This window comes from Streptomyces flaveus (genome assembly GCF_014647675.1).
GTDB classification, from domain to species: Bacteria; Actinomycetota; Actinomycetes; order Streptomycetales; family Streptomycetaceae; genus Streptomyces; species Streptomyces flaveus.
Genome location: NZ_BMPQ01000011.1, coordinates 89,807 through 115,858, shown reverse-complemented (window position 1 = coordinate 115,858; position 26,052 = coordinate 89,807). Strand labels below are relative to the sequence as shown.

General features: G+C 68.3%; 21 protein-coding genes. 14 read left to right on the top strand and 7 right to left on the bottom strand.

Going from position 1 to position 26,052, the window contains the following annotated elements:
* Positions 1–52: 52 nt before the first annotated feature.
* From IEZ21_RS22760 to IEZ21_RS22750, 3 genes are all read right to left on the bottom strand, one after another.
* Positions 53–1,375: a radical SAM protein gene (locus tag IEZ21_RS22760; protein ID WP_189323762.1), complete on the bottom strand. Its 1,323-nt coding sequence runs from the start codon at positions 1,373–1,375 to the stop codon at positions 53–55.
* Between the two features lie 107 nt (positions 1,376–1,482).
* Positions 1,483–3,399: a fibronectin type III domain-containing protein gene (locus IEZ21_RS22755; RefSeq protein WP_189323761.1), complete on the bottom strand. Its 1,917-nt coding sequence runs from the start codon at positions 3,397–3,399 to the stop codon at positions 1,483–1,485.
* An 87-nt stretch (positions 3,400–3,486) separates the two neighbouring features.
* Positions 3,487–4,710: an RNA-guided endonuclease InsQ/TnpB family protein gene (locus IEZ21_RS22750; protein WP_189323760.1), complete on the bottom strand. Its 1,224-nt coding sequence runs from the start codon at positions 4,708–4,710 to the stop codon at positions 3,487–3,489.
* Positions 4,711–4,782: 72 nt separating this feature from the next.
* Between IEZ21_RS22750 and tnpA the strand changes: the two genes are divergently transcribed.
* Positions 4,783–5,178: an IS200/IS605 family transposase gene (gene tnpA, locus IEZ21_RS22745; RefSeq protein WP_246568036.1), complete on the top strand. Its 396-nt coding sequence runs from the start codon at positions 4,783–4,785 to the stop codon at positions 5,176–5,178.
* Between the two features lie 175 nt (positions 5,179–5,353).
* Here the strand turns inward: tnpA and IEZ21_RS22740 are convergent, their stop codons facing one another.
* The 4 genes from IEZ21_RS22740 to IEZ21_RS22725 form a co-directional block, all read right to left on the bottom strand.
* A complete protein-coding gene (locus tag IEZ21_RS22740; RefSeq protein WP_246568034.1) occupies positions 5,354–6,418 on the bottom strand; it encodes a LacI family DNA-binding transcriptional regulator in 1,065 nt (354 codons plus the stop codon).
* An 82-nt stretch (positions 6,419–6,500) separates the two neighbouring features.
* The gene (locus tag IEZ21_RS22735; protein ID WP_189323758.1) at positions 6,501–7,481 is read right to left on the bottom strand and encodes a hydroxyacid dehydrogenase; all 981 of its coding nucleotides are present in this window, start codon (positions 7,479–7,481) and stop codon (positions 6,501–6,503) included.
* Positions 7,482–7,831: 350 nt separating this feature from the next.
* The gene (locus IEZ21_RS22730) at positions 7,832–9,601 is read right to left on the bottom strand and encodes a GMC oxidoreductase (RefSeq protein WP_189323757.1); all 1,770 of its coding nucleotides are present in this window, start codon (positions 9,599–9,601) and stop codon (positions 7,832–7,834) included.
* Positions 9,602–9,760: 159 nt separating this feature from the next.
* Complete coding sequence (locus tag IEZ21_RS22725; RefSeq protein ID WP_189323756.1) at positions 9,761–10,216, bottom strand: M10 family metallopeptidase domain-containing protein; 456 nt, start codon at positions 10,214–10,216, stop codon at positions 9,761–9,763.
* 40 nt (positions 10,217–10,256) lie between these two features.
* Between IEZ21_RS22725 and IEZ21_RS22720 the strand changes: the two genes are divergently transcribed.
* From IEZ21_RS22720 to IEZ21_RS22660, 13 genes are all read left to right on the top strand, one after another.
* Positions 10,257–10,580, top strand: coding sequence for a hypothetical protein (locus IEZ21_RS22720; RefSeq protein WP_189323896.1), 324 nt, complete (start codon positions 10,257–10,259; stop codon positions 10,578–10,580).
* A gap of 240 nt (positions 10,581–10,820) precedes the next feature.
* Positions 10,821–11,729: a hypothetical protein gene (locus IEZ21_RS22715; protein ID WP_189323755.1), complete on the top strand. Its 909-nt coding sequence runs from the start codon at positions 10,821–10,823 to the stop codon at positions 11,727–11,729.
* 361 nt (positions 11,730–12,090) lie between these two features.
* Positions 12,091–13,335 carry an FAD-binding protein gene (locus tag IEZ21_RS22710; protein WP_281399475.1) on the top strand — a complete coding sequence of 415 codons (1,245 nt, stop codon included), beginning with the start codon at positions 12,091–12,093 and terminating at the stop codon, positions 13,333–13,335.
* A 146-nt stretch (positions 13,336–13,481) separates the two neighbouring features.
* Positions 13,482–14,717 (top strand): ROK family transcriptional regulator, encoded by a 1,236-nt coding sequence (locus tag IEZ21_RS22705; protein WP_189323753.1) that lies wholly within the window; start codon positions 13,482–13,484, stop codon positions 14,715–14,717.
* Positions 14,718–14,905: 188 nt separating this feature from the next.
* Entirely contained in the window at positions 14,906–16,168 is a 1,263-nt protein-coding gene (locus IEZ21_RS22700; RefSeq protein ID WP_189323752.1) for an ABC transporter substrate-binding protein, read from the top strand.
* 20 nt (positions 16,169–16,188) lie between these two features.
* Positions 16,189–17,151, top strand: a complete 963-nt coding sequence (locus IEZ21_RS22695) for a carbohydrate ABC transporter permease (protein ID WP_189323751.1) — start codon at positions 16,189–16,191, stop codon at positions 17,149–17,151.
* The gene (locus IEZ21_RS22690; RefSeq protein WP_033326321.1) at positions 17,148–18,047 is read left to right on the top strand and encodes a carbohydrate ABC transporter permease; all 900 of its coding nucleotides are present in this window, start codon (positions 17,148–17,150) and stop codon (positions 18,045–18,047) included. Before IEZ21_RS22695 ends, IEZ21_RS22690 begins: the two co-directional genes overlap by 4 nt.
* A gap of 28 nt (positions 18,048–18,075) precedes the next feature.
* Positions 18,076–20,943 carry a glycoside hydrolase family 2 TIM barrel-domain containing protein gene (locus IEZ21_RS22685; protein ID WP_189323750.1) on the top strand — a complete coding sequence of 956 codons (2,868 nt, stop codon included), beginning with the start codon at positions 18,076–18,078 and terminating at the stop codon, positions 20,941–20,943.
* Entirely contained in the window at positions 20,936–22,102 is a 1,167-nt protein-coding gene (locus IEZ21_RS22680; protein WP_189323749.1) for an MFS transporter, read from the top strand. The genes IEZ21_RS22685 and IEZ21_RS22680 overlap by 8 nt, the downstream gene beginning before the upstream one ends.
* Positions 22,099–23,163 (top strand): ABC transporter ATP-binding protein, encoded by a 1,065-nt coding sequence (locus IEZ21_RS22675; protein WP_189323748.1) that lies wholly within the window; start codon positions 22,099–22,101, stop codon positions 23,161–23,163. The genes IEZ21_RS22680 and IEZ21_RS22675 overlap by 4 nt, the downstream gene beginning before the upstream one ends.
* Positions 23,164–23,172: 9 nt before the next feature.
* On the top strand, positions 23,173–23,979 hold the full coding sequence (locus IEZ21_RS22670) for an ABC transporter permease (protein WP_189323883.1): 807 nt from the start codon (positions 23,173–23,175) through the stop codon (positions 23,977–23,979).
* Between the two features lie 2 nt (positions 23,980–23,981).
* On the top strand, positions 23,982–24,821 hold the full coding sequence (locus tag IEZ21_RS22665) for an ABC transporter permease (RefSeq protein WP_246568030.1): 840 nt from the start codon (positions 23,982–23,984) through the stop codon (positions 24,819–24,821).
* Complete coding sequence (locus IEZ21_RS22660) at positions 24,818–25,984, top strand: MFS transporter (RefSeq protein ID WP_213089339.1); 1,167 nt, start codon at positions 24,818–24,820, stop codon at positions 25,982–25,984. Before IEZ21_RS22665 ends, IEZ21_RS22660 begins: the two co-directional genes overlap by 4 nt.
* Positions 25,985–26,052 lie beyond the last annotated feature (68 nt).

The window sequence follows — 26,052 nt, the reverse complement described above, 5'->3', positions numbered from 1 at the left end:
CCCGAACCAGCCCGCACAGGCCCCGCAGCGCGCCCCTCAGACCGCGCGCCCCTCAGACCGCCTGCGCCTCCTCGTTCGCCGGCAGGCTGTCCATGAACGAACTCACCGAGAAGACCGCGTTCCCCGGCCCGGGCGGACCGTATCCGGGCGGCGAGGAGAGCCCGAAGTCCTCCATGGTCGATCGGTACGCCTCCAGCAGCCGGATGTGGTATTCCAGCGGAGCGCCCTGCGGATTGGCCTTGCCGAGCGGCGTCGTCACCTCGGGGCACCACGTGGTGAACCGGGGCGTGATGCCGTGCGACATGAAGAAGCGCAGGCCCTCGGTCGTCGACTCGATCGCCTCGTCGACCGTCGTGAAGCCGAAGGGTTCGGCCATCTCGACGCCGGCGACGAAGTTGGGGATGACGTTGCGCGCGCCGAAGATCTCCGCCGAGTCGAGGATGCGCTTGTGCCACTCGTCGCGGCCGACGTAGCGCTCCTTGCCGGGGCAGTACAGCTCGAAGAGACGGCGGTCCCACACCTCGTAGTTGGGGTGGTAGATCTGCACGCCGTAGTCCTTGAAGCGCTGTACGTCGTCACGCGGCAGCGCCTGCGCGACGACCTTGCCGATCCACCGCCCCGGGAAGCGTTCCTCGATGGCCTTGGCGTAGTGCCCGTAGAAGTCGGCCTCGTCGCGCCCGGCGACCTTCGAGGTGATGGCGCCGCCGGTGAGGGTGTACGCGGTGGACACCTTCGCCGTGTCGTACCGGTCGATGATCTCCAGCGCCTCGAGGACCTCCTCGACGTCCTTCACACCGGTGTACGGGCGGCCCGCCGCCTTGTGCTGGCGCCAGTTGTGGTTGATGTCGCAGTACTGGCACTCCTCCTTGGCACCGAAGTACTGGCAGACCCGGAAGACGGTCAGGTAGATGAGATACCCCCACTGGATCGTCGGGGCCACCTCCATCACGGACTTCCCGTTGGCGAGCGTGTGCCGGTAGTACTCCGGCATCGGCGGCACCCCGACGTCCGAGATCCGCTTCCCGTCGAGATAGAGCCCGAGCATGCCGTGCTCGTCGGAGGCCACCCGGTAGGGCGAGGACGGATTGACGCGTACGGAGACGACGGTCCGCCGCAGGTCGTACGGGCCTCCGGTGAGGATGATCTCCTCGGGCGGGCGCCGGAGAGCCGCCTCGCCCAGCTCGGGCAGGGTCCCGTGGTCGAAGGAGAAGATGAAGTACGACTTCGGCTTGACGTCACCGCCCTCGTTGTCGCTGAGCGCCGAGTCGTCGAAGGCCACTCCCCCACGCAGCAGGTCCTCCTTGAAGACGGCCTCCCGCGGCACATGCGGGAACCGCTCCATCAGATCCTCGACCAGTGCGGTACGGCTGCCCATCCCGACCTCCTCGCTCCCGTGCACTTCTGGCTCCCGTGCTCGACTCTCACGGTATGCCTCTGCCTGCGGAGCTGCGGTGCCGGGGCCCCTCGCGGGACCCGCGGCCCTCACTCCTCATCCGGCAGCTGGTACCAGAACTCCACCTCCGCGATGTTGCAGCGGCCATTGTGGCCGTCGTACACGCGAATCCGCTGGTACGAGGCACGCTCAGGCAGCTTGAACTCGTACCACTCGGCAGCGTTGACCCCGCTGACCGTGTGGAAGTCCGTCCACGTGGCCCCGCCATCATTCGAGCCCCGAAACACGGTCCCATTGGCGCGGCTCAGCTGCCCGACCCGCGGATACAGCCGGACACGGTCCACGGTGATCGGCCCGGAGGCCCCCGCATCGATGTCGATCCAGCTCTCCGCGGCGAGCGTGTCGGTGTACGTGGCCGTGTCACCGTCGAAGGCCCGCCATCCGTTCGACGCCGTCGTCCCCGTGCCCGGCCACGCGACGGTCGACGCCTGCACCATCGACGGCGTGACCTCGAACTTCCGCAGCAGCGTCTCGATGGAGACGAGGAGCTGGTAAGCCGCGTACACCTGGTCGATACGGGTGTCCTCGTCCTCCCCCACCCCCTTCTCGATGCGATCGAGTTCGGCGACAAAGGCCGCGTACGACTTCTTCGTCCACTCGGAGACGTCCGCCTTCCGGGCGCGGGCGATGACCTGGGCCAAGGTCTCGGCGGAGACGACCACGGGATCGGTCGTCTCACGCGTGCCACCACCGACGAGTTGGGCGGCAACCTTGTAGTAGCGCCTTCCGTGGCGCAGCCCCTCGTCCTTGTACGTGTACGAGCGGGTGCCCCTCTCCAGCACCTCCCACTGCGTACCGTCCGTCGAGCGGGACAACGTGAACGCCACCGCATCCTCCGGCTTGTTCCAGCGAACAACCGCGGTATCGGCATCCCGCTCGACCGAGACAACAACCGCACCGGCCGCAAGCACATCGACCGCGACCTTCGCGAACGTGGCATCCCCGGTGGCCGCCACGCCCGCATGGACGGCGTACGGGAACGGCGTGAACAGCGAGCCGACCGTCAGCCACACCGAACCGTCGGCCGACACCTGGGCGAGCACGCGGTGCGTCGCGAAGTCCCGGACCAGCCGGAGCCAGGGGGTGGCGGCGAGGGTCTGGCCCTCGGGCTTGCGGGTGATGGGCGAGCGCAGATCGTCCTGCCAGTCGTGGCGGCTGTCGCGGGTGCGGTTGTGGAATACGAGATTGCCGTCCGCGTCGGCGCCGAAGTAGACGTGGCGGATGTCGGGGTCCAACTTGTCGCGGAGCATCAGCCCGGTCAGCGGACCTCGGGCGGTGTCGAGGCGAGCGGTCAGCGTGAAGCTGCCGGGCAACGGGCGGCTGACGAAGTGGAGTTCGTCCTCGATGGTGCGCTTCAGGAGCTGGTAGTCGTCGCCCTCGCCGAGCCCGTCGCCCTTGGCGCCCAGCACGCGCACGGTCGATCCGCGTACGGCCGCGCTGCCCGAGCGGGCGGTGCCCAGGGCGTCGTCGCGCCAGCCGGACCTCGCGAGACCCGGCGAGACGGAGGCGGGGAGCTTGGTGCGGATCGTATGTGAACTCGCCCCGGAACCAACCTCGTTGACGGCCGTGACCGTGTAGTAGTACGTCTCGCCGGTACGAACCTCCGGGTCCGTGAAGTGCCTGCCCGTCACCTTCTCGGCGATCAGGGCGTACGGTCCGGGTCGGCGCGTGGCCCGCCTGACCTCGTAATGAGTGGCACCGGCCGTGGTCTGCCAGGTGACGGTGACCGCGCCGTCGCCCGGCAGGGCGTGCACGAAGTCGACGTGAGCGGGCGGCAGTTGGGGAACGTCGGCCGACGACAGCTTCAGCACCACACCGGTCTTCGCCGGTACGGTCACCCTGCCGCCCCGTATCGCCAGCTCCTTGCCGCTGACCAGGTCGAGGACGGTGGAGCCCGAGTGGCCCGCCGGGATCTTCACGTCGTACGTGCGCTCGTTGCCGTACACCTTGCGCGTCGTGTTGAAGACGAAGAATTGACTTGCTCTTCCTCCTGAGGGAGGGAGATTCTGGCCTGCTCGCTCGGTGCTGTGCCGCTACGCGGCACGGGCGTTGGGCGGGCTTCCGTGGCTTCCTGCTTCGTCGCGCTGTGCCAGAACGGGTTCTGGTCTTACCGGCGCTCCACAGGCTGAATCCGCCAGTCCGGCGGCCTGTTTCACGTTCTTTGCGGCGTTGTGGTCGCGGTCGTGGACGATGCCGCAGGCCGGGCAGGTCCATTCCCGCACGTTCAGGGGTTTGGGTCCGTCCTTGGCACCGCAGGTGGAGCAGACCTGGCTGGTGGGCTCGAACCGGCCGACCTTGACGAAGGTGCGCCCGTACCGCTGCGCCTTGTACTCCAGCATGTGCACGAACTGGGACCAGCCGGCATCATGCACGCTCTTGGCCAGCCGGGTGCGCGCGAGTCCGTTCACCGCCAGGTCCTCCACGGCGACCGCTTGGTTCTCGCGGATCAGCTGCGTGGAGAGCTGGTGGTGGAACTCGCGGCGCGCGTCAGTCACCTGCGCATGCGCGCGGGCGAGCTTCCGGCGGGCCTTCTCCCGGTTCTTGGATCCCTTCTGTCTACGGGACAGCTCCCGCTGGGCCTTCTTGAGTTTCTTCTCCGCCCGGCGCAGGAACCGCGGGGAGTCGATCTTCGTGCCGTCGGACAGCACCGCGAAGTGGGTCAGCCCGAGATCGATGCCGATGCCCGCCTCGGCGTCGGGCATCCGCTGGAGGTCCACGGCCGGGTCGGTGTCGATGACGAAGCTGGCGAAGTACCGGCCCGCCGCATCCTTGATCACGGTGACCGAGGACGGGACCACCGGCAGAGTCCGTGACCAGGTGACGCGCACCTCGCCGATCTTCGGGAGGTTGAGCCGACCCGTCGGGGTGATGGACCAGCGGGCGTTCGCGGTGAACCGGATCGACTGCCGGGCATCCTTGCGCGACTTGAACTTCGGTGCGCCCAGTCTCGGACCCTTGCGCTGCCCTTTGAGTGAGGCGAAGAAGTTGCGGTAGGCGGCCTCGGCATCGCGCAGGGACTGCTGCAGCACCACCGCGGAGACCTCGCCCAGCCAGGCACGCTCGGCGGTCTGCCTGGCCTGGGTGATCAATGTGCGGGACAGCTCGGCCGCGCTCGGGAACGGCCTGCCCGCCGCGCGGGCGTCCTCACGAGCACGCACCGCGTCGTTGAACACCACGCGGGCGCACCCGAACGCCCTTGCCAGCGCGACGCGTTGGCCCGGTGTCGGGTACAGGCGGAAGCCGTACCGAAGCCGCATGATCCTCACCCTACGCACTTGAATGATGACGGAGAGGCAGAACATCCGAACTGGTCGGCACTGTGTTTCGTAATGCACGTTCATTTGGTCTTTGTGACCAAGTTCCGGCACAAGGTGCTCGCGGATGCTCATCTGCGGCGCATGGAGGAGATCATGGGGGTGGTCTGCGCGGACTTCGAGTGCGAGCTGGTGGAGTTCCACGGCGAGGACAATCACGTGCATCTGCTGGTGAACTTTCCGCCCAAGGCCGCCGGACCAAGCTCGTCAACTCCCTCAAGGGCGTGCCCTCCCGCCGCCTGCGCCAGGGGGTACCTCCCGGCCGAAGGCTGGGGAGAATTCCCCGATCTCGTGCGGTACTACTGGCGGGCCAGCAAATTCTGGTCCGGGTCCTACTTCGCCGGCACCGTCGACGGTGCACCCCTCACCGTCGTCCGGCAGTACATCGAGCAGCAGAACCGGCCCGCGTGAAGCCTTGCCCGGCTCCCCCAGAACGCCATCGCGACGCCATCGCGAGATCCACTTCACCACCGGCCTGAAGGCCGGTGCACCGCGGATGAATCCCGGTAGTGGCCGGAACGGCAACCCTGATCTTAGAAACCGGTTGTCCGAGAAAGTCGAACTCGGGGGCTTGGCTGAGCCGAACTCAGCGGTTGAGCCGACGGGTCGAGTCACGCAGCACCACATGCGTACCAAGCACCAGGTGCTGACTGTCAGGGAGTTCATCCCGGTGCAGCGCCAGCCGGACCGCAGCACGTCCCAGTTCCTCCTGCGGAACGTTGACGGTAGTGAGCGCCGGATAGACATCCCGAGCCACGGGAATGTCGTCGTACCCCGCGACGGCAACGTCATCCGGGATACGCCGCCCACCCTCCCGCAAGGCCTGGATCACCCCGGCCGCAACCATGTCCGTGGCCGCAAAGACCGCCGTGAACTCCCTTCCATCCGCGAGGAGTTGACGCGCCAGCTGATAGCCGACCGACCGCGAGAAGGCACCGTCCACGATCAGCTCAGGATCAGGCGTGAGACCGAGCAGTTCATGGGCCCGGGTGAAGCCGCTGAGCCGCTGGCCGCTGGTGGACAGGCCGGGCATCCGGCCCACGTATGCGATGCGCCGGTGCCCCGACGACAGCAGGTGGGTGGTCATGGCGAAGGCGCCGCCCTCGTTGTCGTACTCGACGACCGTGGCCGGTATGCCAGGCCCGAGCGGCGGCCTGCCGACCAGCACGAGCCGCGAACCCACCCGGTCCAGGGCGTGCGCGAAGTGCGTCATCCGGTCCTGGTACGCCTTGTCCTCCCAGGCGCCGCCGACCACGATCACGGCGTCGGCCCGCTGCTCACGCATGGTCTCGACGACGGCGAGCACCCGCTTCGGGTCGCCGTGCGTGGTGCACAGCATGCACAGCCGGCCCTCCTCGGAGGCCTGTTCCTCCACCCCGCGCGCGATATGGGCGTAGAAGGGCCCGGTCACATCGTCGACCACGAACGCGACCGTCTTGTTCGTCGAGCCGCCGAGCGCGCGGGCGTGCGCGTTGACCACGTAGTCCAGCTCGCGCATGGCCTTGAGCACCCGCGCGCGCGTGGCCGCGGCGACGGGGTAGGTGCCGCCGAGGACACGCGAGACCGTCGATGCGGAGACCCCCGCCCTCGCGGCGACGTCCCGGACCGTGGACGCGTCCCTGTTTGCCTCGGGCTCCGTCTTCTTGGCCACCGCTCGGCCCCCTCCCCGCATTGGTGCGCGTCACCCTACGAGACGCGGCACGGGCGCCGACGACCACTCCTTGCGGCGATGATCATGCGACGCGTCCCAGCTCCGAGTGGTCGACACGGTGCGCGAGTTCGCGACCGGCAAGCAGCCGCTCCACCTCTTCGACGACGGTGAGCCCGAGACGCGCCACCTCGTTGCCCTGCGAGCCGGCGAGATGCGGGGTGATGAACGCGTTCGGCAGGTCGAAGAGCGGCGAGTCGACGGGCAGCGGCTCCGGGTCCGTGACGTCGAGGATCGCGCTGATCCGCTCGGCGCGCAGTTCATCGACCAGCGCGTCGTGGTCGAGGAGCGCGCCGCGCGCGGTGTTGATGAGGACGGATCCGTCCGGCATCAGGGCGAGTTCGCGGCGACCGATCAGGTGGCGGGTCTCAGGTGTGTCCGGGGCGTGGACGGTGACGATGTCGGAGGTCCGCAGCAGGTCGTCGAGCGGCAACAGGGGTACGCCGAGTGCGGCGGCCCCGTCCTCGTCGACGTACGGATCGGTGAGGCTCGGCCGCAGGTCGAAGGGGCGCAGCAACTCGATGAGGCGGCGGCCGATGCGAGAGGCGCCGATGACGCCGACGCGTCGGCCGTAGTTGCCGATGCCGGGAACGATCCCCCAGCCGGGGTGGGCCCGTTCGGCTCTGAGGCGCTCCCTGCTCGTGAAGAGGTCCTTGCCGGCGAGCAGGATCATGGCGAGCGTGTACTCGGCGACGGGCAGCGCGTTCGCGCCGGCGGCCGAGGAGACGGCGATCCCGCGCTCCCACACGGCGGGGGTGGTGAAGCCCTTCACGGAGCCCGCGGCGTGCAGGATCGCCCGCAGCTTCGGCGCCGCGTCGAGCACCGCCTCGTCGATGCGGGGGCAGCCCCAGCCGGTGACGAGGACCTCTGTCCTGGCGAGCGCGTCCCGTACGCGCGGGTCGGCGAAGCTGTTCTCGACCACCAGAGTGGGATCGATTTCTACGGCCTCACGCAGACGGGCCAGCACCTCCGACGGAAAGACCTGCGACAGGTTCTCGGCGCTCATCGCGAACAGCGCGACGGGACGCCCACGTTGGGGTGAGGAGCTCCCCGGGGAATGCTCGGGCAACGAACTGGCCTCCAGCTCGGTGAGGTGGGTATGGCAAACGGTCTATGACAACCGGTCTCTACGGTATGGGTCTGCGAGCGAGGGGGTCAATGGACATGAAAGCGCTTTCTGGCGCCTGGCAGCGCGCAGCCCTCCGGCCAGGGCTGCGCGCGGGTGGCGCGTAAGGCCAAGGGCCGATCAGGCGGCATCCGCAGTGAGAGACTCTGTCGGGGATCTTGGCGACGCCAAGGTCAAGTACTGACTGAGTTGCCGACAGATGCCTGGTCTGCCACCGCCGGTCCGCGGTCTCATCCCGTCGGTGTCAGGTGTTCCGCCAGGCGCAGTGCGAGTGCGGTCAGTGTCAGGGACGGGTTCGCGGCCGGGGACGTGGGGAACACCGAGTTGTCGCAGGCGTAGACGTTGTCGTAGCCGAGGAACCGCAGGTCGCTGTCGACGACACCACCGATGCGCAGGGTGCCGACCTCATGGGCCACTCCGCCCAGCGACGCCGTCTTCAGCGACAGGTCCTCGAATCCGACCCGCTGCGCGTCGAAGGCGGCGAAGACCGATTGTTGGACCTGCTCGATCTGCTCCCGGACCTCCTGCGCGACGGAAGCGGGCCGGACTTGGACGGTCACGGGGGCATCCGGTGAGCCGCCGAGTTCGACGCGGTTGTCGTTCTGCAGATCCGCGTGGAGCAGGAAGACGAGTTCGCACAGCACCGAGTCGGCCTTGTCCTTGCGGTGCTGCGCGAGGTTGTCGGGATCGGCGTAACGGCCCTGGTTGAAGTCCGCGCCCAGTTCCAGCACCACGTTGTAGGGGTGGTCGTTGGCCGTGGCGTGGCGGTACCGGGACAGCACCTTGGCACTGGAGGCGGGCACGGCGTGCGGCGAGGCGAAGGGGAGGGAGAAGTGGGTGTAGAGGATCGGATGGTCGGTGATGCCACGTCCGATCAGCTGGTTGGGGTCCTTCAGCCGGGACTGGAGGGCGATTTTCGCCGACTCGATGGTCCCCGCGGCCAGCACGATGTTCCGGCCCCGGTAGCGGCGTTCCCGCCAGTTGAGGAGGTCGAAGCAGCGCACGCCGCTGGCCTGGCGGTCTCCGTCGGTGAGCACCTCGCGGACCGCGTGGTTGAGGTTGACGGTGAGCCTGCCTGGTGGCGGGGTGTTGTCCTGGACCAACAGACTCTCCAGTAGCAGGTCGGCGGTGGAGAACATTCCCCCGGGCATCGACGCCGAGGTGTAGCCCTGGTACTGGACCGCCACCGGTGCGTCGAGGTGCTCGTGGTCGGGCAGTGTGGTGGTCAGCAGCCGTTTGGTGTCCTCCTGGTAGGCCGAGGCGACCGGGGTGGTCCGGTTGAGGGCGTCCTGTGCGTGCCGGTAACCCACGTCGAGGAGGTGGTCGCGGATTTCCTGGGGCCAGCCGGCGAGTTCCCAGGCACTCATTGTGGGGATCAGGCCGCCCCAGAAGACAGACCGTCCGCCAAGGTTGAATCCCTGGGCGCCCTGGAAGTCGGATCCCGGGCCATTGGTGTAGTTGACCGTGCGGAAGTCCTGCCACAGCCCCCATACATGCTTGTCGAAGACTCCGGTGCGCAGTCGGCGGGGAAGATTGGCGACATGGGTGGGGAACAGATAGGACCCGAGTTCCAGTACGAGTACGTCCGCGCCGCGGTCGCCGAGCTGATCGGCGAGGATCCCGCCGCCGAAGCCGGAGCCGACGACTATGACGTCGTAGATGTGGTTTTCGTCGTACTCGGGTTGGACGAGAGCTCGTTGCACCCGGCCGGATTCCGCGACCACCTTCCCCTCGGCGGCGAAGGCGACCTCGACGTCCGTGTAACGGTGGGTTGCGCCGGGCGCTGTCGCCACGATCAGGTTGGGCCCTGCCATCCAGGTGGTGCGGTCCAGCACGAGCTTGAACTCCAACTGCCCCTCGTAGTCGCGCTCGTCGAGCGTGAAGACCCACTGCCCGTCCGAGAACCAGCCAGGGATGTCCGCATTCCAGTTCTTCGAGGTACGAAGAGAAACCACATGCCCGGGCGCGGCCGTCCGGGTCTCGAGGACAACGGTGAACACGAGAACTCCCTGGGGACTCAACGATCACTATGTGTAGCGACCCACGAACCGGACAAGCAGGAGATGGCCAGGACCGCCGGCGTCACCTCGAGCGGAGCGCTTCTTACGGCCCTGGGGGCCGGCATTCACGGTCTGCCCGTGTGGCCGGCGTACAAGAGGTCACGATCGGGCGGGAGCACGGGACCATCGGCCTGGGAAAACAGCGAAACAGCAGATTCCGGCACGGTCGTCCGCCGCGGGGACCGACGGCGTCGGACAGAAGGGGTTCATCGTCGAACTCGGCACCGAGGTGTGCGCCAGGCCCAGCGAGTGACCGAATTCGTGCACCATGACCGTCAGCAGGTCGAAGCCTTGGGCGGTGAATCCCTCCTGCCACGTCTCATCCTCGTCGAAATGCGCATCTCCGGCCAGGCCCCCGGCATTAGGCGGCGGGAAGAACGCATGTGCCAGTACACCTTGGGGTCCGTCGAACGGGAAATTGCCGCCGTGGTTGAGGGCGCCGAAGAGAATTTCGATGTCGGGTGCCTCTGTGGTCTCTTGGAACACCAAGGGAACCACCGCTGCCCAGCGATCCCAGGCCACGGCTATAAGGCTGCGTTGCCGATCGCGGTCCAAGTCGGGGGAAGAGATTATTTACGCGGTACGTGAGGACCGCGTGATCCCATACGGTGCCGAAGGCAACGAAGGTGCCGATGCCGGCCTCAAGGGCACCCTGCCGGTCCGGGAACCCGCAGCGCGGCCGTTCGAACACTTTCTCTGTCTCGGCGTCGACTTCCCCGGTGGCCGGAAGCAGGGCCATGGCCTGGCACGCCCGGACGGCCGCCGCGCCCTGGGGAGAGTCGAGGGCGGCTTCGTCCGGGAGGTAGCCGAACTGCCGAAGATAATCGAGCCCATGTTTGCCGTCGGGCATGCTGATCACTTCTCCCTGGCTCACGCCTGTGAGTTTCGCAGCGTCCCGCGGATACAGGACTTTGGCTAGCCCCGGAGAGCGGGAATCTCGTCTCCCACTTTTCGTCGTCGCCGCGAGATCAATCGGGCTGCCCGTCAGCGATGATTCATTCCTTGCTTCCGCAGGAATCACAGGGATCAAGAGCGCGTCGAACGGGCAACCGCGTCTGCCTGTACCAATATTTTGTGGCGGGTTGACCGGAAGCCGCTGGAGCGGGATGCTCCCCGCGACCGCGCTCCGCGGCAGGAAATCGGAAGGGAGATTTCCGCTATGGAATTCAATGCGAACTCCGCCACGTTCATCTATGTGCATGGCGCTGGCAATAAACCGCCGGAGTCCGACCTGAAGCGCGCCTGGGACGAGGACTTGTTCGGACGGGACATGGGAGAGCGCACCCGGATGGTCTACTACGCCGACCTGCTGCACGACCGGCCTGCCGCGATCGCAGCCGATGCGTGCGGCGCGACCGGTGCCCTGGCGGCGCTCGTGTCCGACGCGTTTGCCGATACCGCACTCCTCGAGGACGCCGAAGCCCGCGAAGCCTTTGGCGAGATGGACTCGGACGGGCAGGAGTTTGCCCTCTCCCTGGCGATCAGTATGGCGGCCCGCGCCGCGAGCCCGACGGGCCTCGCCCCGACCCCAGGCGTCCGCCCCGCCGCCGGTGTCGCCGAGCTGCTGCCGCTGCCCGGACCGCTGCGCCGCTTCTTGCTGCGGCAACTGCTGCGGCACCTCATCCCGGACGCCAACGGGTACTTCTTCACCAGCGCTCAGGACAGGATCAGGGACCGACTGCGCACGACCCTCGACGCCGTGGCCGGACCCGTCGTGGTGATCAGCCACAGCCTTGGCACTGTCGTTGCCTACGACGTGCTCAGCGAGGCCGGCTTTGCTCAGAAGGACGTCCCGCTGTTCATCACGCTGGGCTCGCCCCTGGGCTACACCGAGATCCAGGACGTCATCACCCGGCCCCTGCGCATTCCCGCCCCGGTACGATTGTGGACGAACTTTGCCGACCCGCTTGACCTCGTCACGCTGGACACCACCTTGGCCGACGACTTCAGGGGCGCGGCGAAGGTGATCGCCGACATCAGGGTGGACAATCCCTCGCCGAACAACCATGCGTCCTGCGGCTATCTGCGATCCCGCCACGTGCGTGACGCTGTGACTGCGGCACAGTGACGATCCACGTCCGCCGGGACCCCTCAGAGCTTCCTGGACCACGCACGCCCTGACGCCGTACCGGCGCGCCGGGCCGAGTCGGCGTACTCCGTCCTCATGCGACTGGACAGCTCGCAGTGACTCGCCCCCGTGGTCACGTAATTCGATGGGCAGAACAAAGGCCTGGCAGGAGTCCGGAGGACCCGACACCAGCGCGGTTCGCCTGAAGGTGACCCGAAGTCACATGTTTACGCGATCGGTGGCCAGCCGACTCTGCGCTGGGAACACCGCCGCCCTACCCGCCGAGGGCACCCAGCCGCCCGTCAAGGTAGCTTCCACCTACAACAGAGGGCTTCCTGGGGAGGGACGACGGATGGCAGGGATGACAGAGCCCGTCACCAACTGGGCGGGCAACATCACCTACTCCGCCAAGGAGCTGCACCGCCCGCACTCGCTCGACGCGTTGCGCGCGCTCGTCGCGCAAAGTGCCCGGGTACGGGTGCTGGGCAGCGGGCACTCGTTCAACGAGATCGCCGATCCGGGCAGCGAGGGCGTGCTGGTCTCGCTGACCGCGCTGCCGCCGTCGGTCGAGGTGGACACGGCTGCTCGTACGGTGCGGGTGGCGGGCGGGGTGCGGTACGCGGAGTTGGCCCGGCGCGTCCATGAGCATGGGCTCGCCCTGCACAACATGGCCTCGTTGCCGCACATTTCGGTCGCGGGCTCGGTGGCGACCGGCACGCACGGCTCCGGGAACGGCAACGGCTCGCTGGCCTCGGCCGTACGCGAGGTCGAACTGGTCACCGCCGACGGATCGTTGCTGACGATCACCCGCGGCGACGCCCGCTTCGACGGCGCCGTGACCTCCCTGGGCGCGCTCGGCGTGGTCACCGCGCTCACCCTCGACCTGGAGCCGGACTTCGAGGTCGCCCAGCAGGTGTATGGCCAACTCCCCTTCGCCGGGCTGGACTTCGAGACGGTGTCGGCAGCGGCGTACAGCGTGAGCCTGTTCACCGACTGGCAGCGGTCCGGCTTCGTACAGGCCTGGGTCAAGCGCCGGACCGACCAGCCGCTGCACGACTTCCCGTGGGCCGCGCCCGCCACCGAGGCCATGCACCCCGTGCCGGGGATGCCCGCGGAGAACTGCACGCAGCAGTTCGGTGTGCCGGGTCCCTGGCATGAGCGACTGCCGCATTTCCGCGCCGAGTTCACCCCGAGCAGCGGCGCCGAGCTCCAGTCGGAGTACCTGCTCGCGCGCCCGTACGCGCTCGACGCCCTGCACGCTCTCGACGCGATCCGCGAGACGATCGCGCCGGTCCTGCAGATCTGCGAGGTCCGCACGGTCGCCGCCGACAGCCAGTGGCTGAGTCCCGCGTACGGGCGGGACACCGTGGCGTTCCACTTCACCTGGGTCGAGGACACGGCGGCCGTACTGCCGGTGGTGCGGCGCGTCGAGGAGGCACTCGCTCCCTTCGATCCGCGCCCGCACTGGGGCAAGGTGTTCACCACCCCACCGGCCGCGCTGCGCGAACGCTATCCGCGGATCGACGCGTTCACGGCGCTTGCCGGGGAGCTGGACCCGACCGGCACGTTCCGGAACACCTTCGTCCGCGAGGTGCTCGGCGTCTGACGTCCAGGCATCCGCCAAGTAAGCCCTGTCTTTCTACAACCCCTTTCCTAACCCCTTGTCGAAACTCCGGTGCAGGCCATAGCCTTGCGCCGCGCCGGGGCCGACGTGGCTCGGCACGGGTTTGAAGGGATCGAGGGGGCCACCCGGTGAAGCGCACATCCCGCGACATACGTACCGCGAACCGCTATGAGGTGCTGCGCCAGATCATCGCTGAGTCGCCCACGTCCCGGCAGGAGCTGGCGGCCGCCACCGGGCTGAGTCTGGCCACGGTGGCCACGCTGGTCGGTGAGCTGCTCGACCTCGGGATGCTCACGGAGGTCGGGTTCGAGGACTCGGCGGGTGGCCGCCCGAGGGGCCTCGTGGCCGTCAACGCGTCGGGGGGCGCGTTGATCGGCGTCGACATCGCGGAGACGTACGTACGCGTCGAGCTGTTCGACCTCGCGCTGAACGTGCTGGCCCGCGCGGACGAGGACATGCGCCCCGGTGAGAGCCGCCCGGTGCAGGTCGTCGGGCATGTCGCCACGGCCGTCGGGTCGGTGGTCGCGCAGGCCGGGGTCGAGGGCGCGCGTGTTCTCGGGGTCGGGGTCAGCGTGCCGGGGCAGGTGGACCGCGCCACCGGCATCGCGGAGTACGCGCCGAACTGGGACTGGCACGACGTGCCGCTGCTCGATCTGCTCGCCGAGCACATCTCGTATCCCCTGTATCTCGACAATCCGCTGCGCGCCTGCGCGGTCGCCGAGCTGTGGTTCGGCGCGGCCCGCGGGCGGGGGAACGCCGTGGTGGTGAACCTCGGCACCGGAGTGGGCGCCGGACTCGCCTTCGGCGGCGGGCTCCATCGCGGGGTCAGCAACAGCGCGGGCGAATGGGGCCACACCACGCTCGTACTGGACGGACGGCTCTGTCACTGCGGCAACCACGGTTGCGTGGAGACGTATGTGGGAGCGCCCGGAATCATGCAGAACCTGCGGGAGTTGAGCCCCCGCAGTCCGCTGCACCACCCCGAGGACCAGACGGCGACCATCGACGCGCTGGCCCGTGGAGTCGCCGCCCAGGATCCGGTGGCGGTCAAGGTGGTCCGGGACACGGCCCGTTACCTCGGTGCGGGCATCGCGGACCTGGTGAACCTGCTCAACCCCGAGGTGGTCGTGCTCAGCAGCTGGGTCGCGGCCGCCCTCGGCGAGCCCCTGCTCGAGGAGGTGCGCGAGGCGGTGGCCCGGCACGCGCTGAAGCGGCCACTGGCCGCCACCGAGATCGTCCTGTCCCCCATTCCCACCGATCCGGTGTGCCTCGGCGCGGCGACGTTCGCGCTCGAGGGCGCCCTGTCCTCGGTCACCCAGAAGTCCAACCAGAGGCCCAACCGGCGCACCTGGTCCAGGCAGTAACCGACCCTGGGATCACCCTCGCCAGGCCCCACGTTCGGAATTCCGAACCGGACACAACGCTTCGAACAGACTTCGTCCAACCCCTTGCCGAAGCCTTAGCCGAAGGTTAACGTCCCGCCGCAACCCAATTTGAGCTACTGGGCGCTGAGCCGTAGAGCCGCAGCCGTACAAGAGACAAGGACGTCAGCATGTCGGCAATGAGCAACAACTGGGACCGCCGATCCATACTCCGGGCCACCATGGGCCTGGCCGCCGCCGGCGGGCTGGCCGCGTGCGGTGGCAACACCGGCCGCTCCGAGGGAGGTGCCTCGGGCAAGGCCCTGACGCAGTACTTCCACGCGTACGGTGAGGCCGGCACGCAGGAGGCCATCAAGCGTTACGCGAAGGACTTCGACGGCGCCAACGTGGCCACGCAGTGGATCACCGGCTCCAACTTCGAGAGCAAGCTGTTCTCGGCCCTGCTCACCGAGAACGCGCCCGACGTCTTCGAGTTCCACCCGCAGCTCCAGCTCATCGAGAGCGGCCAGGTCGCGGACCTGAGCGACCTCGTCAACCCGGTCAAGGACGACTTCAACCCCGCCGACCTCAAGTCGCACACCATCGACGGGAAGATATGGGGCGTCCGCATGATCGACGACCCGCAGTTCTTCTACTACCGCAAGTCGGTGCTGGAAAAGGCGGGCGTCGGCGTGCCGCAGACGCTCGACGAGCTCGTCGAGGCCGCCGCCAAGCTCACCACCGACAAGGTCAAGGGCCTGTTCATCGGCAACGACATGGTCCAGACGAACTACTGCCTGATGTGGTCCTCGGGCGCGGACCAGCTCACCGCCGACAACCAGATCGCGTACCACACGGACGCGGTGGCCGAGAACCTGGCGAAGTACCGCAAGATGTTCAAGGCCGGCCATCTGCTGACCGGAGCGCCCGCCGACTCCTGGGACCCCTCCGCCCTGATCCAGGGCCTCTGCGCGATCCAGTGGAGCGGCATGTGGGCCATGCCGGCGCTGCAGAAGGCGCTCGGCGACGACCTCGGCATCTTCCCCTACCCCGTCGCCGCGGACGGGGCCAAGCCGTCCGTCTTCAACGGCGGTTGGTCGATGTTCGTGAACGCCAAGGGCAAGAACGTCGACTTGGCCAAGGAATACGTGAAGTGGCTGTGGATCGACCAGAAGGAGCACCAGGAGGACTGGGCGCTCAGCTACGGTTTCCACGTCCCGCCGCGCAAGTCGATCGCCGAGTCCGCCGACAAGCTCAAGACGGGTCTGCCGGCTGAGGGCGTCAAGTTCTTCAACGAGTACGGGCGGTTCGAGAACCCGCACTGGACGCAGGCGATGATCACCTCGTTCGAAGAGGTGGTCGCCGACGTCGTACGCAAGGGCGTGGAGCCGGAGAAGGCCCTCGACACCGCGGATGCGAAGGTCAACCGCGAACTCAAGAAGCTCTTCGGATAGGCCGCCGGACAGGTAACGACATGTCGACCACGACTACGCGTGATGCCACGCGCCCCGCCCCGGCCAAGGTCTCCAAGACCAAGCCGCGGCGGGGTGTGCGGGGCACCACGTTCAACTTCTGGCTCTTCACCGGACCGTTCCTCATCGGTCTGCTGATCTTCGTCTACATCCCCATCCTCTGGAGCGCCTGGCTCAGCTTCTACGAAGCGCGCTACACGGTCACGCCGGACAAGTTCGTCGGCTTCGACAACTACGAGTACATGCTGACGAACGGCGACTTCGTCGGGTCACTGGGGACCTTCACCGTCTTCGCCGCGATCGTCGTGCCGATCACCTGGGCGCTGTCGCTGGGCCTGGCGCTGATGGTGCACCGACTGCGCTTCATGAAGGCGTTCTTCCGGTCGGTCTTCTTCCTGCCGACGGCAGTCAGCTTCGTCGCCGCCTCGCTGATCTGGAAGATGTCCATCTTCAGCGGCGTGCGCTTCGGGCTGATGAACACCGTCCTCGGCTGGTTCGGTATCGAGAACGTCGCCTGGCTGGCCGACCCCAATCCGCCCTGGTACTGGCTGGTCATCGTCACTCTGCGACTGTGGCTGCAAGCCGGCTTCTACATGATCCTGTTCCTGGCGGCACTGCAGAACATCCCGCCGTCGCTGTACGAGGCCGCCGCCATCGACGGCGCCAAGCCGGGCTGGCAGACCTTCTGGTACATCACGCTGCCCCAGCTGCGGGCGACGTCAACGGCCGTGATCCTGCTGCTCCTTGTGGCCGCGTATCAAGCCTTCGACGAGTTCTTCAACCTGATCACGAAGACGACATGGGGCCGACCACCACTCGTGGAGCTGTACTACACGGCTCTGGGTGAGAGCCAGGACTACGGCGCCGGCAGCGCGGGCGCGATGATCCTCACCGCCCTGATCTGCACGGTGACGCTGCTGCAGGGCAGGATCATGGGCTTCGGAAGGGGTGACGAGAACAAGTGACCACCACCACGCCTCCGATCAAGGAGACCGCGCCCCGGGTGAGCAAGAGCAAGCCGCAACGCATCAGGCGCGGCAGCGTCATCAGCTCCACCGGCCTCTACATCGCCACTGGCGTCGCGGCCTTCCTCTTCCTGGTCCCCTTCTATCTGATCGTCCGCAACGCCCTGTCCACGGACGCCGAGATCACCGGTGAGGAGTGGAAGTTCTTCCCCACCGACATCCAGTGGGGCAACATCAGCGAGCTGTTCAGCGACAACACCGTGCCGTTCGCGACGTCCCTGTGGAACTCCACGATCGTCGGCGTCGCGCACACCGTGGGCGTCCTGCTGATCTGTTCGCTGGCGGGCTACGGACTGGCGCGCATCCCGTACAAGCACGCCAACAAGATCTTCTACCTGGTCCTGGTGACCCTGATGGTGCCGGCCGCCGTCACCTTCGTACCGAGCTTCGTGCTGGTCTCGTCGCTCGGCTGGGTCTCGAGTTTCCGCGGTCTCATCATTCCGGGGCTTTTCAGTGGTTTCACCTGCTTCCTGTTCCGGCAGTACTTCCTGGGGTTCCCCAAGGAGCTGGAGGAGGCGGCGCGTGTGGACGGGCTCGGGTACTGGGGCGCGTACTGGCGCGTCGTCGTGCCCAACTCGCTGAACTTCTTCGCGGCCATCGCCACCATCACCTTCATCCAGGGCTGGAACGCCTTCCTGTGGCCCCTGGTCATCGGCCAGGACCAGGAGGCGTGGACGGTCCAGGTGGCGCTCTCCTCGTACATGACCAACCAGACCGTCAACTTCCATCTGATCTTCATGGCCACCGCCATCTCGATCCTGCCCCTGGTGCTCGTGTTCCTCTTCCTCCAGCGCTGGCTGGTGCAGGGGGTCGCACAGACAGGCATCAAGGGCTGACACCTTCTCTCAGGAACGCTGGAGACCGATGTCATTGCGCACCACAACTTCCGTCGACTACGTCGAGGACGTCTCACCCGGGAGCGGGGCCCTGCCGCCCCGCGCCTGGTACGCATCCTCCGACGCTGCCTCCCTTTCCCTGAACGGGAGTTGGCGCTTCCGACTGTCGGCGACCGCCGACGCCGAGGACGACTCCTTCGCCGCGGAGGGGTACGACGCCGGGAACTGGGCCGAGGTGCGGGTCCCCGGTCACTGGGTCCTTCAGGGCCACGGCTCGCCCATCTACACCAACCACCTCTACCCGTTCCCGGTCGACCCGCCGCACGTGCCGACCGAGAATCCGACGGGTGACCATCTGCGGGTCTTCGACCTGCCGGACGAGTGGCCGGCAGATGGCGGGGCCGTGCTCCGTTTCGACGGCGTCGAGTCCTGTGCCCGCGTCTGGCTGAACGGCACCGACATCGGCGAGTTCAAGGGCTCCCGGCTGCCCCACGAGTTCGCGGTCGGCCACCTGCTGAAGCCCACAGGGAACGTCCTTGCCGTCCGCGTCCACCAGTGGTCGGCGGGCTCGTACCTGGAGGACCAGGACCAGTGGTGGCTGCCCGGCATCTTCCGGGACGTCACGCTGCTGCACCGTCCGGCGGGCAGCGCGCTCGACTTCTTCGTGCACGCCTCGTACGACCACGTCAGCGGAAACGGCACCCTGCGCGTCGACTCCGACGTCGACGGCCGGGTCACCGTGCCCGCCCTGGACATCGATGTCGCGACCGGCGAGTCCGTGACGGTTTCGGTCCAGCCGTGGACCGCGGAGACACCGAAGCTGTACGACGGCGTGCTGGCCACCGAGGGCGAGCGGATCCCGCTGCGGATCGGCTTCCGCACGGTCGTACTCGAAGACGGCCTGATCAAGGCCAACGGAAAGCCGCTCCTCTTCAAGGGCGTCAACCGGCACGAGTGGCACCCCGAGCGCGGCCGTGCCCTCGACCTGGAGACGATGCGCGAGGACGTGCTGCTGATGAAGCGGCACAACATCAACGCCGTCCGCACCTCCCACTACCCGCCGCACCCGGCCTTCCTCGACCTGTGCGACGAGTACGGCCTCTGGGTCATCGACGAGTGCGACCTGGAGACCCACGGCTTCGTCGAGCAGGCCTGGCGCGACAACCCGGTGGACGACGACCGCTGGACCCCGGCGCTGATCGACCGCGCGTCCCGCATGGTCGAGCGCGACAAGAACCACCCGTCCGTCGTGATCTGGTCCCTCGGCAACGAGGCCGGCACCGGGCGCGGCCTCACCGCGATGGCCGAGTGGATCCGCGGCCGGGACGGCTCGCGCCTCATCCACTACGAGGGCGACATCAACTGCCGTGACACGGACATGTATTCACGCATGTACGCGGCCCATGACGAGGTCGAGCAGATCGGCCGGGACCTCGACGGCGGCACGCACCGGCGGCGCGGGCTCCCCTTCATCCTCTGCGAGTACGGGCACGCCATGGGCAACGGCCCCGGTGGCATCGCCGACTACCAGCGGATCTTCGAGGCGTACGACCGGCTCCAGGGCGGCTTCATCTGGGAGTGGATCGACCACGGCCTCAAGGACGCGCGGTTCGGCTTCGCGTACGGCGGTGACTTCGGGGAGGAGCTGCACGACGGGAACTTCGTCTGCGACGGGCTGATCTTCCCGGACCGCAAGCCCTCGCCGGGGCTGGTCGAGTTCAAGAAGGTGATCGAGCCGGTCCGTATCGAGGGAGACGGCTCGGACGGGACCGTACGGGTCACGAACGCGTACGACTTCGCCGACCTGTCGGATCTCGCCTTCGAGTGGTCGTACCAGGTGGACGGCAAGACGGTCGAGGCGGGCAGCCTGTCCGTGCCGGCGCTGGCGCCGGGCGAGTCGGCGGAGGTGAAGCTGCCGACGCCGCCGTCGGGCGACGGGCGCGGGGCCGAGACGCAGTGGACGGTACGGGCGCTGCTGGCGGAGGACACCGCGTGGGGCAGGAAGGACCACGAGGTCGCGTGGGCTCAACTGCCGGTCAGTCCACGGGCGTTGCCGTCTGTCGTGGCAAGTGACAGGCCCAGCGCGAGCGAGCGGCTGATCTACGTCGGCCCGGCGTCCTTCGACGTACGCACCGGTGCGCTGAAGACGATCGGCAGGCTGAACGTCACGGACCTCCGTCTCGACGTGTGGCGGGCGCCGACCGACAACGACGAGGGCGCCTCCTGGCAGGACGACATCCGCTGGGCTTCGCTGTGGCGCAAGTACGGCCTGCACCGCATGCAACACCGCCTGGACGGCGTCGAGTTGAGCGACGACGCGTTGACCGTACGGACCCGGGTGGCGCCCGCCGCCTGGGAGGTGGGCCTGCGCACGGTGTACCGGTGGACGTCCGACGGCACGCGGCTGAAGCTGACCGTGTCCGTGGCGCCCGAGGGTGACTGGACGGTGCCGTTGCCGCGGCTGGGCATCCGGTTCGGGCTCGCGCAGGCGGACCAGGTGAAGTGGTTCGGTGGCGGTCCCGGCGAGGCGTACCCGGACACCAAGTCGGCCTCGATGCTGGGTCTTTGGCACGCCTCGGTGGATGAGCTGCAGACTCCGTACGTGCGTCCGCAGGAGAACGGCGCGCGGGCCGACGTCCGTTGGGCGGAGCTCGGCGGGCTGCGGATCGAGGGCGACCCGGAGTTCTGGTTCAGCGCGCGGCGCTGGACCAACGAGCAACTGGACGCGGCCCAGCACCTGACGGATCTGACCCCCACCGACACTGTGTGGGTCAACCTCGACCACGGTCAGCAGGGCATCGGCTCGCAGTCCTGCGGTCCGGGCGCGCTGCCGCAGTACCAACTGCGGGCGGCACCCGCCGAGTTCTCGTTCGTGTTCTCGGACCTTCGTGACTGACACGGTCACCCCGACTGCGGCCGGGCGGCTCTTCAGCCGTCCGGCCGCAGTCGCGTCATGCGTCGGTTTCGTCCTCATCGGCATACTCCAGTCGCTCTACGGCCCGGCGGTCCCGGGCCTGCGCGAGGAGTTCGCTCTCTCCCCCTCCGCGGCCGGACTCGGACTCAGCCTGCACTTCACGGGCGGCGTCGCGGGTGTCCTGGCCTTCAACGCGATCCACTCCCGGATCAGCAACAAGGCGCTGCTCGGGGCGAGTTACGCCCTGATGGCGGCCGGCGGAGCGGGCTTCGCGTTCGCCCCGAACTGGCCTCTCGCGCTCGCCGCGGCCTTCCTCGGCGGCCTCGGTTTCGGCGGTATCGACTACGGCCTCAACCAGCTCTTCGCGGTCGGCTTCGGCGAGCGGTCGACGGCGATGCTCAACATTCTCCACGCCCACTTCGGCATCGGGGCGGTACTCGGCCCGGCACTCATCGCCTGGACGGGCCCGGACGGGTACGCGTACGCCTTCGGGGCCTGTGCGGTCCTGGCGGGCGCGCTGATTCTGTGCACGGGCGGCGTGGGCAGCGAGGCACCGGTGCTCTCAGTGGAAAAACCCGCCGCCACCGGGGGCCTTCTCTCCCGCGTACTCATCGGCTTCATCGTCCTCTACATCCTCAACGTCGGCGTCGAGGCGGGCGTCGGCGGCTGGGAACCCACGCATCTGGAGACCGTCGGCTACAGCGCCACCGTCGCGGCCTCCGCCACCTCCGTGTACTGGCTGATGATGACCGTCGGCCGCTTCCTCGTCGTGCCGATCACGCTGCGGTACTCGCCCGAGCGCATCCTCACCGTGTGCGCGGCCGGGATGACGGCGTGCCTGCTGCTCGCGCTGATTCCGGGGGCGGCCCCATGGGCGTACGCGGGTGTGGGCCTGTTCATCGCGCCGGTCTTCCCGACCGGACTGCCCTGGCTCAACAGGGCCCTCCCCCAGGCAAAAAGGGCTGGCGCCTGGGTGATCGCAGCGTCGATGATCGGTGGGGTGGCGGCTCCTCCGCTGCTCGGGATGGGCATCGAATCGTCCGGCATCCGCGCGGTGCCGTGGCTGCTGACAGTGCTGTCGGGGGCCAGTCTCGTCGCGACCATATGGCTGATCCGGCTGACCAGGAGGTCCGCTGCATGAGCGGCAGCATCGAGGTCCGGGGCCTGTCCCGTACCTTCCACACGACCGTGCGCCGACCCGGTTTCCTGGGCGCCGTCAGATCACTGGTCAACCCGGAGCGGGTCGCCAAGCACGCCGTCACCGACATCAGCTTCGAGGTGCAGCCCGGCGAACTCCTCGCTCTACTCGGGCCGAACGGCGCGGGCAAGTCCACCACCATCAAGATGCTCACCGGCATCCTCACGCCCACGGCCGGTGAGGCGCGGGTCGTGGGCACCGTCCCGTACGAGGAGCGCGAGCGCAACGCGCGCAACATCGGGGCCGTGTTCGGGCAGCGCACCCAGCTGTGGTGGGACCTGCCCGTGCGGGAATCGTTCGCGATCCTGCGCGACATCTACGACGTACCGGCGGACGAACACGCCTCGCGGCTGCGGGAGTTCGACGACCTCCTCGACCTGTCCTCCTTCTGGGACACGCGCGTACGGCACCTCTCGCTCGGCCAGCGCGTGCGCTCCGACCTGGCCGCCGCGCTGCTGCACGACCCGCCCGTGGTCTTCCTCGACGAGCCGACCATCGGCATGGACGTGGTGGTCAAGGAGCAGGTGCGGGAGTTCCTCCGGTACCAGGTGGAGGAGCGCGGGCGGACGGTGCTGCTCACCACGCACGACATGACGGAGGTCGAGCGGCTCGCGGAGCGCGTCGTGCTGATCAACCACGGGCGGCTGGTCCTGGACGGCACGCTGGACGAGATCCGCCGGAAGTTCGGCTCGACCTGGCAGGTACGGGCCACGCTCGCAGATGGGCACGCCCCCGTCGAACCATGGCCCGGAGTCGTACTCGTACGGCGGGATGGCCCTCAGGTGGTCTTCGGCCCGGACGGGCCGGCCGCCCCGACCGTCCACCAGGCGCTGAAACAGGTCATCGAGCGGTACGAGGTGACCGACATCGCCCTGGACGAGGCCGAGTTGGAGGACGTGATGCGGGCGGCGTACGTCCAGGCGGGCGACATGGCCGCGGACATGGCGGGCGACGTGGCTGGTGACGTGGCCGCCCAGGCACCGGCTCGGACGCAGGGAGGCTGATCCGTGGCCATGCCCTCCGCCCTGCGCGCCTGGCGGGCCGCCCGGGTCACCCCGCTCGGCGAGCTGCACACCCCGCCCCGTATGACCGCCGCCCTGCTGCGACTGACCGTCCAGGTGGTGCTGGTCGCCTCGCTGTGGCGGGGCCTGTACGCGGCGACCGGCACCACCGCCGGGCTCGACCGCGAGCAGGCCGTCACGTACGCCGTGCTCGCCGTACTGGCCACGCGCGTACGGGAGTTGGACCAGTACTCGGGCCGCGACACGGTGCTCCAGCACATGCACTTCGGCACCATCGTGTACTGGTACCTGCGCCCGCTGCCGCCGCAGCGCTACTACGCCCTGCGGGCCCTTGGTGAGCAGATCTACGGCTTCGCGTGGGCCATCGTCGGCTACGCGGTCTGTGTGGCCGCCGGAGTCGTACAGCCGCCCAAGTCGGCTGCCGTGGCAGGGGTGTTCATGGTGAGCCTGCTGCTGGGCCAGTGGGTCCTGTACTACATCATGCTCGCCATCGACCAGCTGTGCTTCTTCACGCTCCGCAACGGCGCCGCGATGCTGATCCTGATCTTCGCGCAGAACCTGCTGTCCGGGGTGTACGCGCCATTGTGGTTCTTCCCGGACTGGTTCATCACGCTCAGCAGCTTTCTGCCCTTCCAGGCGACGCTGAGCGTGCCGCTGTCGCTGCACGTGGGCCGGATCCAACTGTCGGACGCCGGGACTCAGTTGGCGATTCAGGCCGCCTGGGTGGTGGTTCTCGCCCTGCTCACCCGGCTGGTGTGGCGGCGGGCCGCCCTGCGCGTGATCTCCCAGGGAGGCTGACCGTGTCCTCGCAGAAGTCCTGGTCCACTCCCTTGTTCTCGCTGAAGCCCTGGCGGACCGTGTGGCGGATCACGAAGCTCAACTTCCGTTCGCAGCTGGAGTATCGCTCCGAGTTCCTGATGATGATCGCGATCGGTGCGATCTGGCAGGTGTCGGTGATCGTGTTCGCGACGGTGCTGCTGACCCGGTTCACCGGGATGGGCGGCTGGGAGAGCGCGGACGTACTGCTGATCGCGGCGATCCGGATGCTGGCCCACGGTCTGTTCGTGCTCTTCCTCGGCCGGGTGCACGGTCTGAGCCGCCACATCCAGGAGGGGGTGATCGACACGTACCTCGTCCGCCCGATGCCGGTGTACCGCCAGCTCCAGCTCCAGTACTTCCCCACGAACGCGATCGGCGACCTGACGGTGGCGGTCGGCCTGATGGTGGGCGCGCTGACCCGCAGCGAACTGGACTGGACGGCGGGCCGGATCACGTACCTCATCATCTGCGTACTCGGCGGAATGCTCCTGGAAGCGGCCCTGTTCACGGTGGTGGCCTGCGCCTCCCTCCGCTTCCCGGCGGCCGACTACTGGGGCCGCTGGCTGGAGGAACTGCTCGGCACCTTCGGCAGCTATCCGCTGAACGTGCTGCCGAAGGCGGTGGGCGGCTTCCTGACGTTCGCGCTTCCGCTGGCGTTCGTGGCGTACTTCCCGGCGGCCGTACTGACCGGGCACGGGCACGACACCGGGGTGCCGTACTGGCTGGCGGCTGCTTCGCCGCTGCTGGGGGCGGTGGCGTATCTGGGCACGAGGTTGCTGTGGAAGTGGAGTCTGCGGCACTACACGGGGGTGAACGGGTGAAGACGACCACGACGTCATCGTCCTCGTCCCCGTCCTCCTCCGACTTACGGGCCCGTCTCTCGGTCTGCCTGGTCTTCGTGATCCTGGGTGCCACCCAGGGCGGCTGGATGGCGCGCATCCCGGCGATCCGGGGTGCGGTCGGCCTGGACGTGTCCGAGTGGGGGCTGGTGAGCAGTACGTCCGCCGCCGGGGACCTCGTCGCGATCGTGCTGATCACCGCGCTGATCGGACGGGTGAGCACCCGCCTGCTGGGCCTCTCGGCAGCCGCCCTCATCCTGCTCAACGCGCCGCTGCTGGCGGGGGCGTCGACCGTCCCCGCCCTGGTGACCGGGCTGACGCTCTGGGGTGTCGCGGCGACGTTCCTGGCCACGCCGGTGAACGCGCTGGCGGTCGCGGTGGAACGCCGCCATGGCAGGCCCCTGCTCTCGAGCTTCCACGCCACCTACAGCTGCGGGGTGCTGGCCGGCGGCGCCCTCGGTACGCTCGCCGCGGCCACCGGGGTGTCGCCGGGCGTGCAGATGGCGGTGAGTAGCGGCATCCTCGGGACGCTGCTGCTCGCGTCCGCCGGTTGGCTGCCGGACGAGGAGATCCGCAAGGAACGCCGCCGGTCCGTACGGCAGCGCTTCACTCCCCAGCTGATCCTGCTCGCCTCCATCGCGTTCCTGGCGTCCTTCGTCGAGGGCGCGGCGTCCCAGTGGAGCTCGGTCTACACGGCCGACTACCTGGGCGAGGGTTCGGCGCTCGGTGCGGCGACGTACACGTGCTTCTCCGTGGCGATCCTGGTGCAACGGCTGCTGGGCGACCGCTTCGTGGCTCGCCTGGGCCAACGCGCTTTCGTACGGCTCTCGCTGCTGACGGTCGCCCTCGGTACGGCCCTCGTCCTCGTCCGGCCCGGCCTGCCGCTCGCTCTGGCCGGTTTCACCGTCGTCGGCCTTGGCATCGCCTGCGTCCTCCCGGCGGCGATCGGCCTGGCCGGCCGGCAGCCCGGAGTCCCGCCCGGCGAGGGCGTCTCCGTCATCACCATCGGCCAGTGGCCCGGCTTCCTCCTCGCCGGCCCGGCCGTGGGCCTCCTCGCGGGTGCGGCCGATCTGCGACTGGCACTGGTGACGCTGATCGTGTCGGCGCTGGGGGCGGCGGTGCTGGCGGGGCGGATACGGGAGTGACGGCTCTTTCGGGTTGATGCCCGGCGGGACTCACGCGTGTCTGCGGGCTTCCCGGCAACCTCCTCCCG

Excerpts from the sequence above, each read along its gene's own strand:
- IEZ21_RS22760 (WP_189323762.1), bottom strand. The coding sequence starts at position 1,375 with ATGGGCAGCCGTACCGCACTGGTCGAGGATCTGATGGAGCGGTTCCCG.
- IEZ21_RS22750 (WP_189323760.1), bottom strand. The coding sequence starts at position 4,710 with ATGCGGCTTCGGTACGGCTTCCGCCTGTACCCGACACCGGGCCAACGC.
- tnpA (WP_246568036.1), top strand. The coding sequence starts at position 4,783 with ATGCACGTTCATTTGGTCTTTGTGACCAAGTTCCGGCACAAGGTGCTC.
- IEZ21_RS22735 (WP_189323758.1), bottom strand. The coding sequence starts at position 7,481 with ATGAGCGCCGAGAACCTGTCGCAGGTCTTTCCGTCGGAGGTGCTGGCC.
- IEZ21_RS22715 (WP_189323755.1), top strand. The coding sequence starts at position 10,821 with ATGGAATTCAATGCGAACTCCGCCACGTTCATCTATGTGCATGGCGCT.
- IEZ21_RS22710 (WP_281399475.1), top strand. The coding sequence starts at position 12,091 with ATGACAGAGCCCGTCACCAACTGGGCGGGCAACATCACCTACTCCGCC.
- IEZ21_RS22700 (WP_189323752.1), top strand. The coding sequence starts at position 14,906 with ATGTCGGCAATGAGCAACAACTGGGACCGCCGATCCATACTCCGGGCC.
- IEZ21_RS22695 (WP_189323751.1), top strand. The coding sequence starts at position 16,189 with ATGTCGACCACGACTACGCGTGATGCCACGCGCCCCGCCCCGGCCAAG.
- IEZ21_RS22685 (WP_189323750.1), top strand. The coding sequence starts at position 18,076 with ATGTCATTGCGCACCACAACTTCCGTCGACTACGTCGAGGACGTCTCA.
- IEZ21_RS22675 (WP_189323748.1), top strand. The coding sequence starts at position 22,099 with ATGAGCGGCAGCATCGAGGTCCGGGGCCTGTCCCGTACCTTCCACACG.
- IEZ21_RS22670 (WP_189323883.1), top strand. The coding sequence starts at position 23,173 with ATGCCCTCCGCCCTGCGCGCCTGGCGGGCCGCCCGGGTCACCCCGCTC.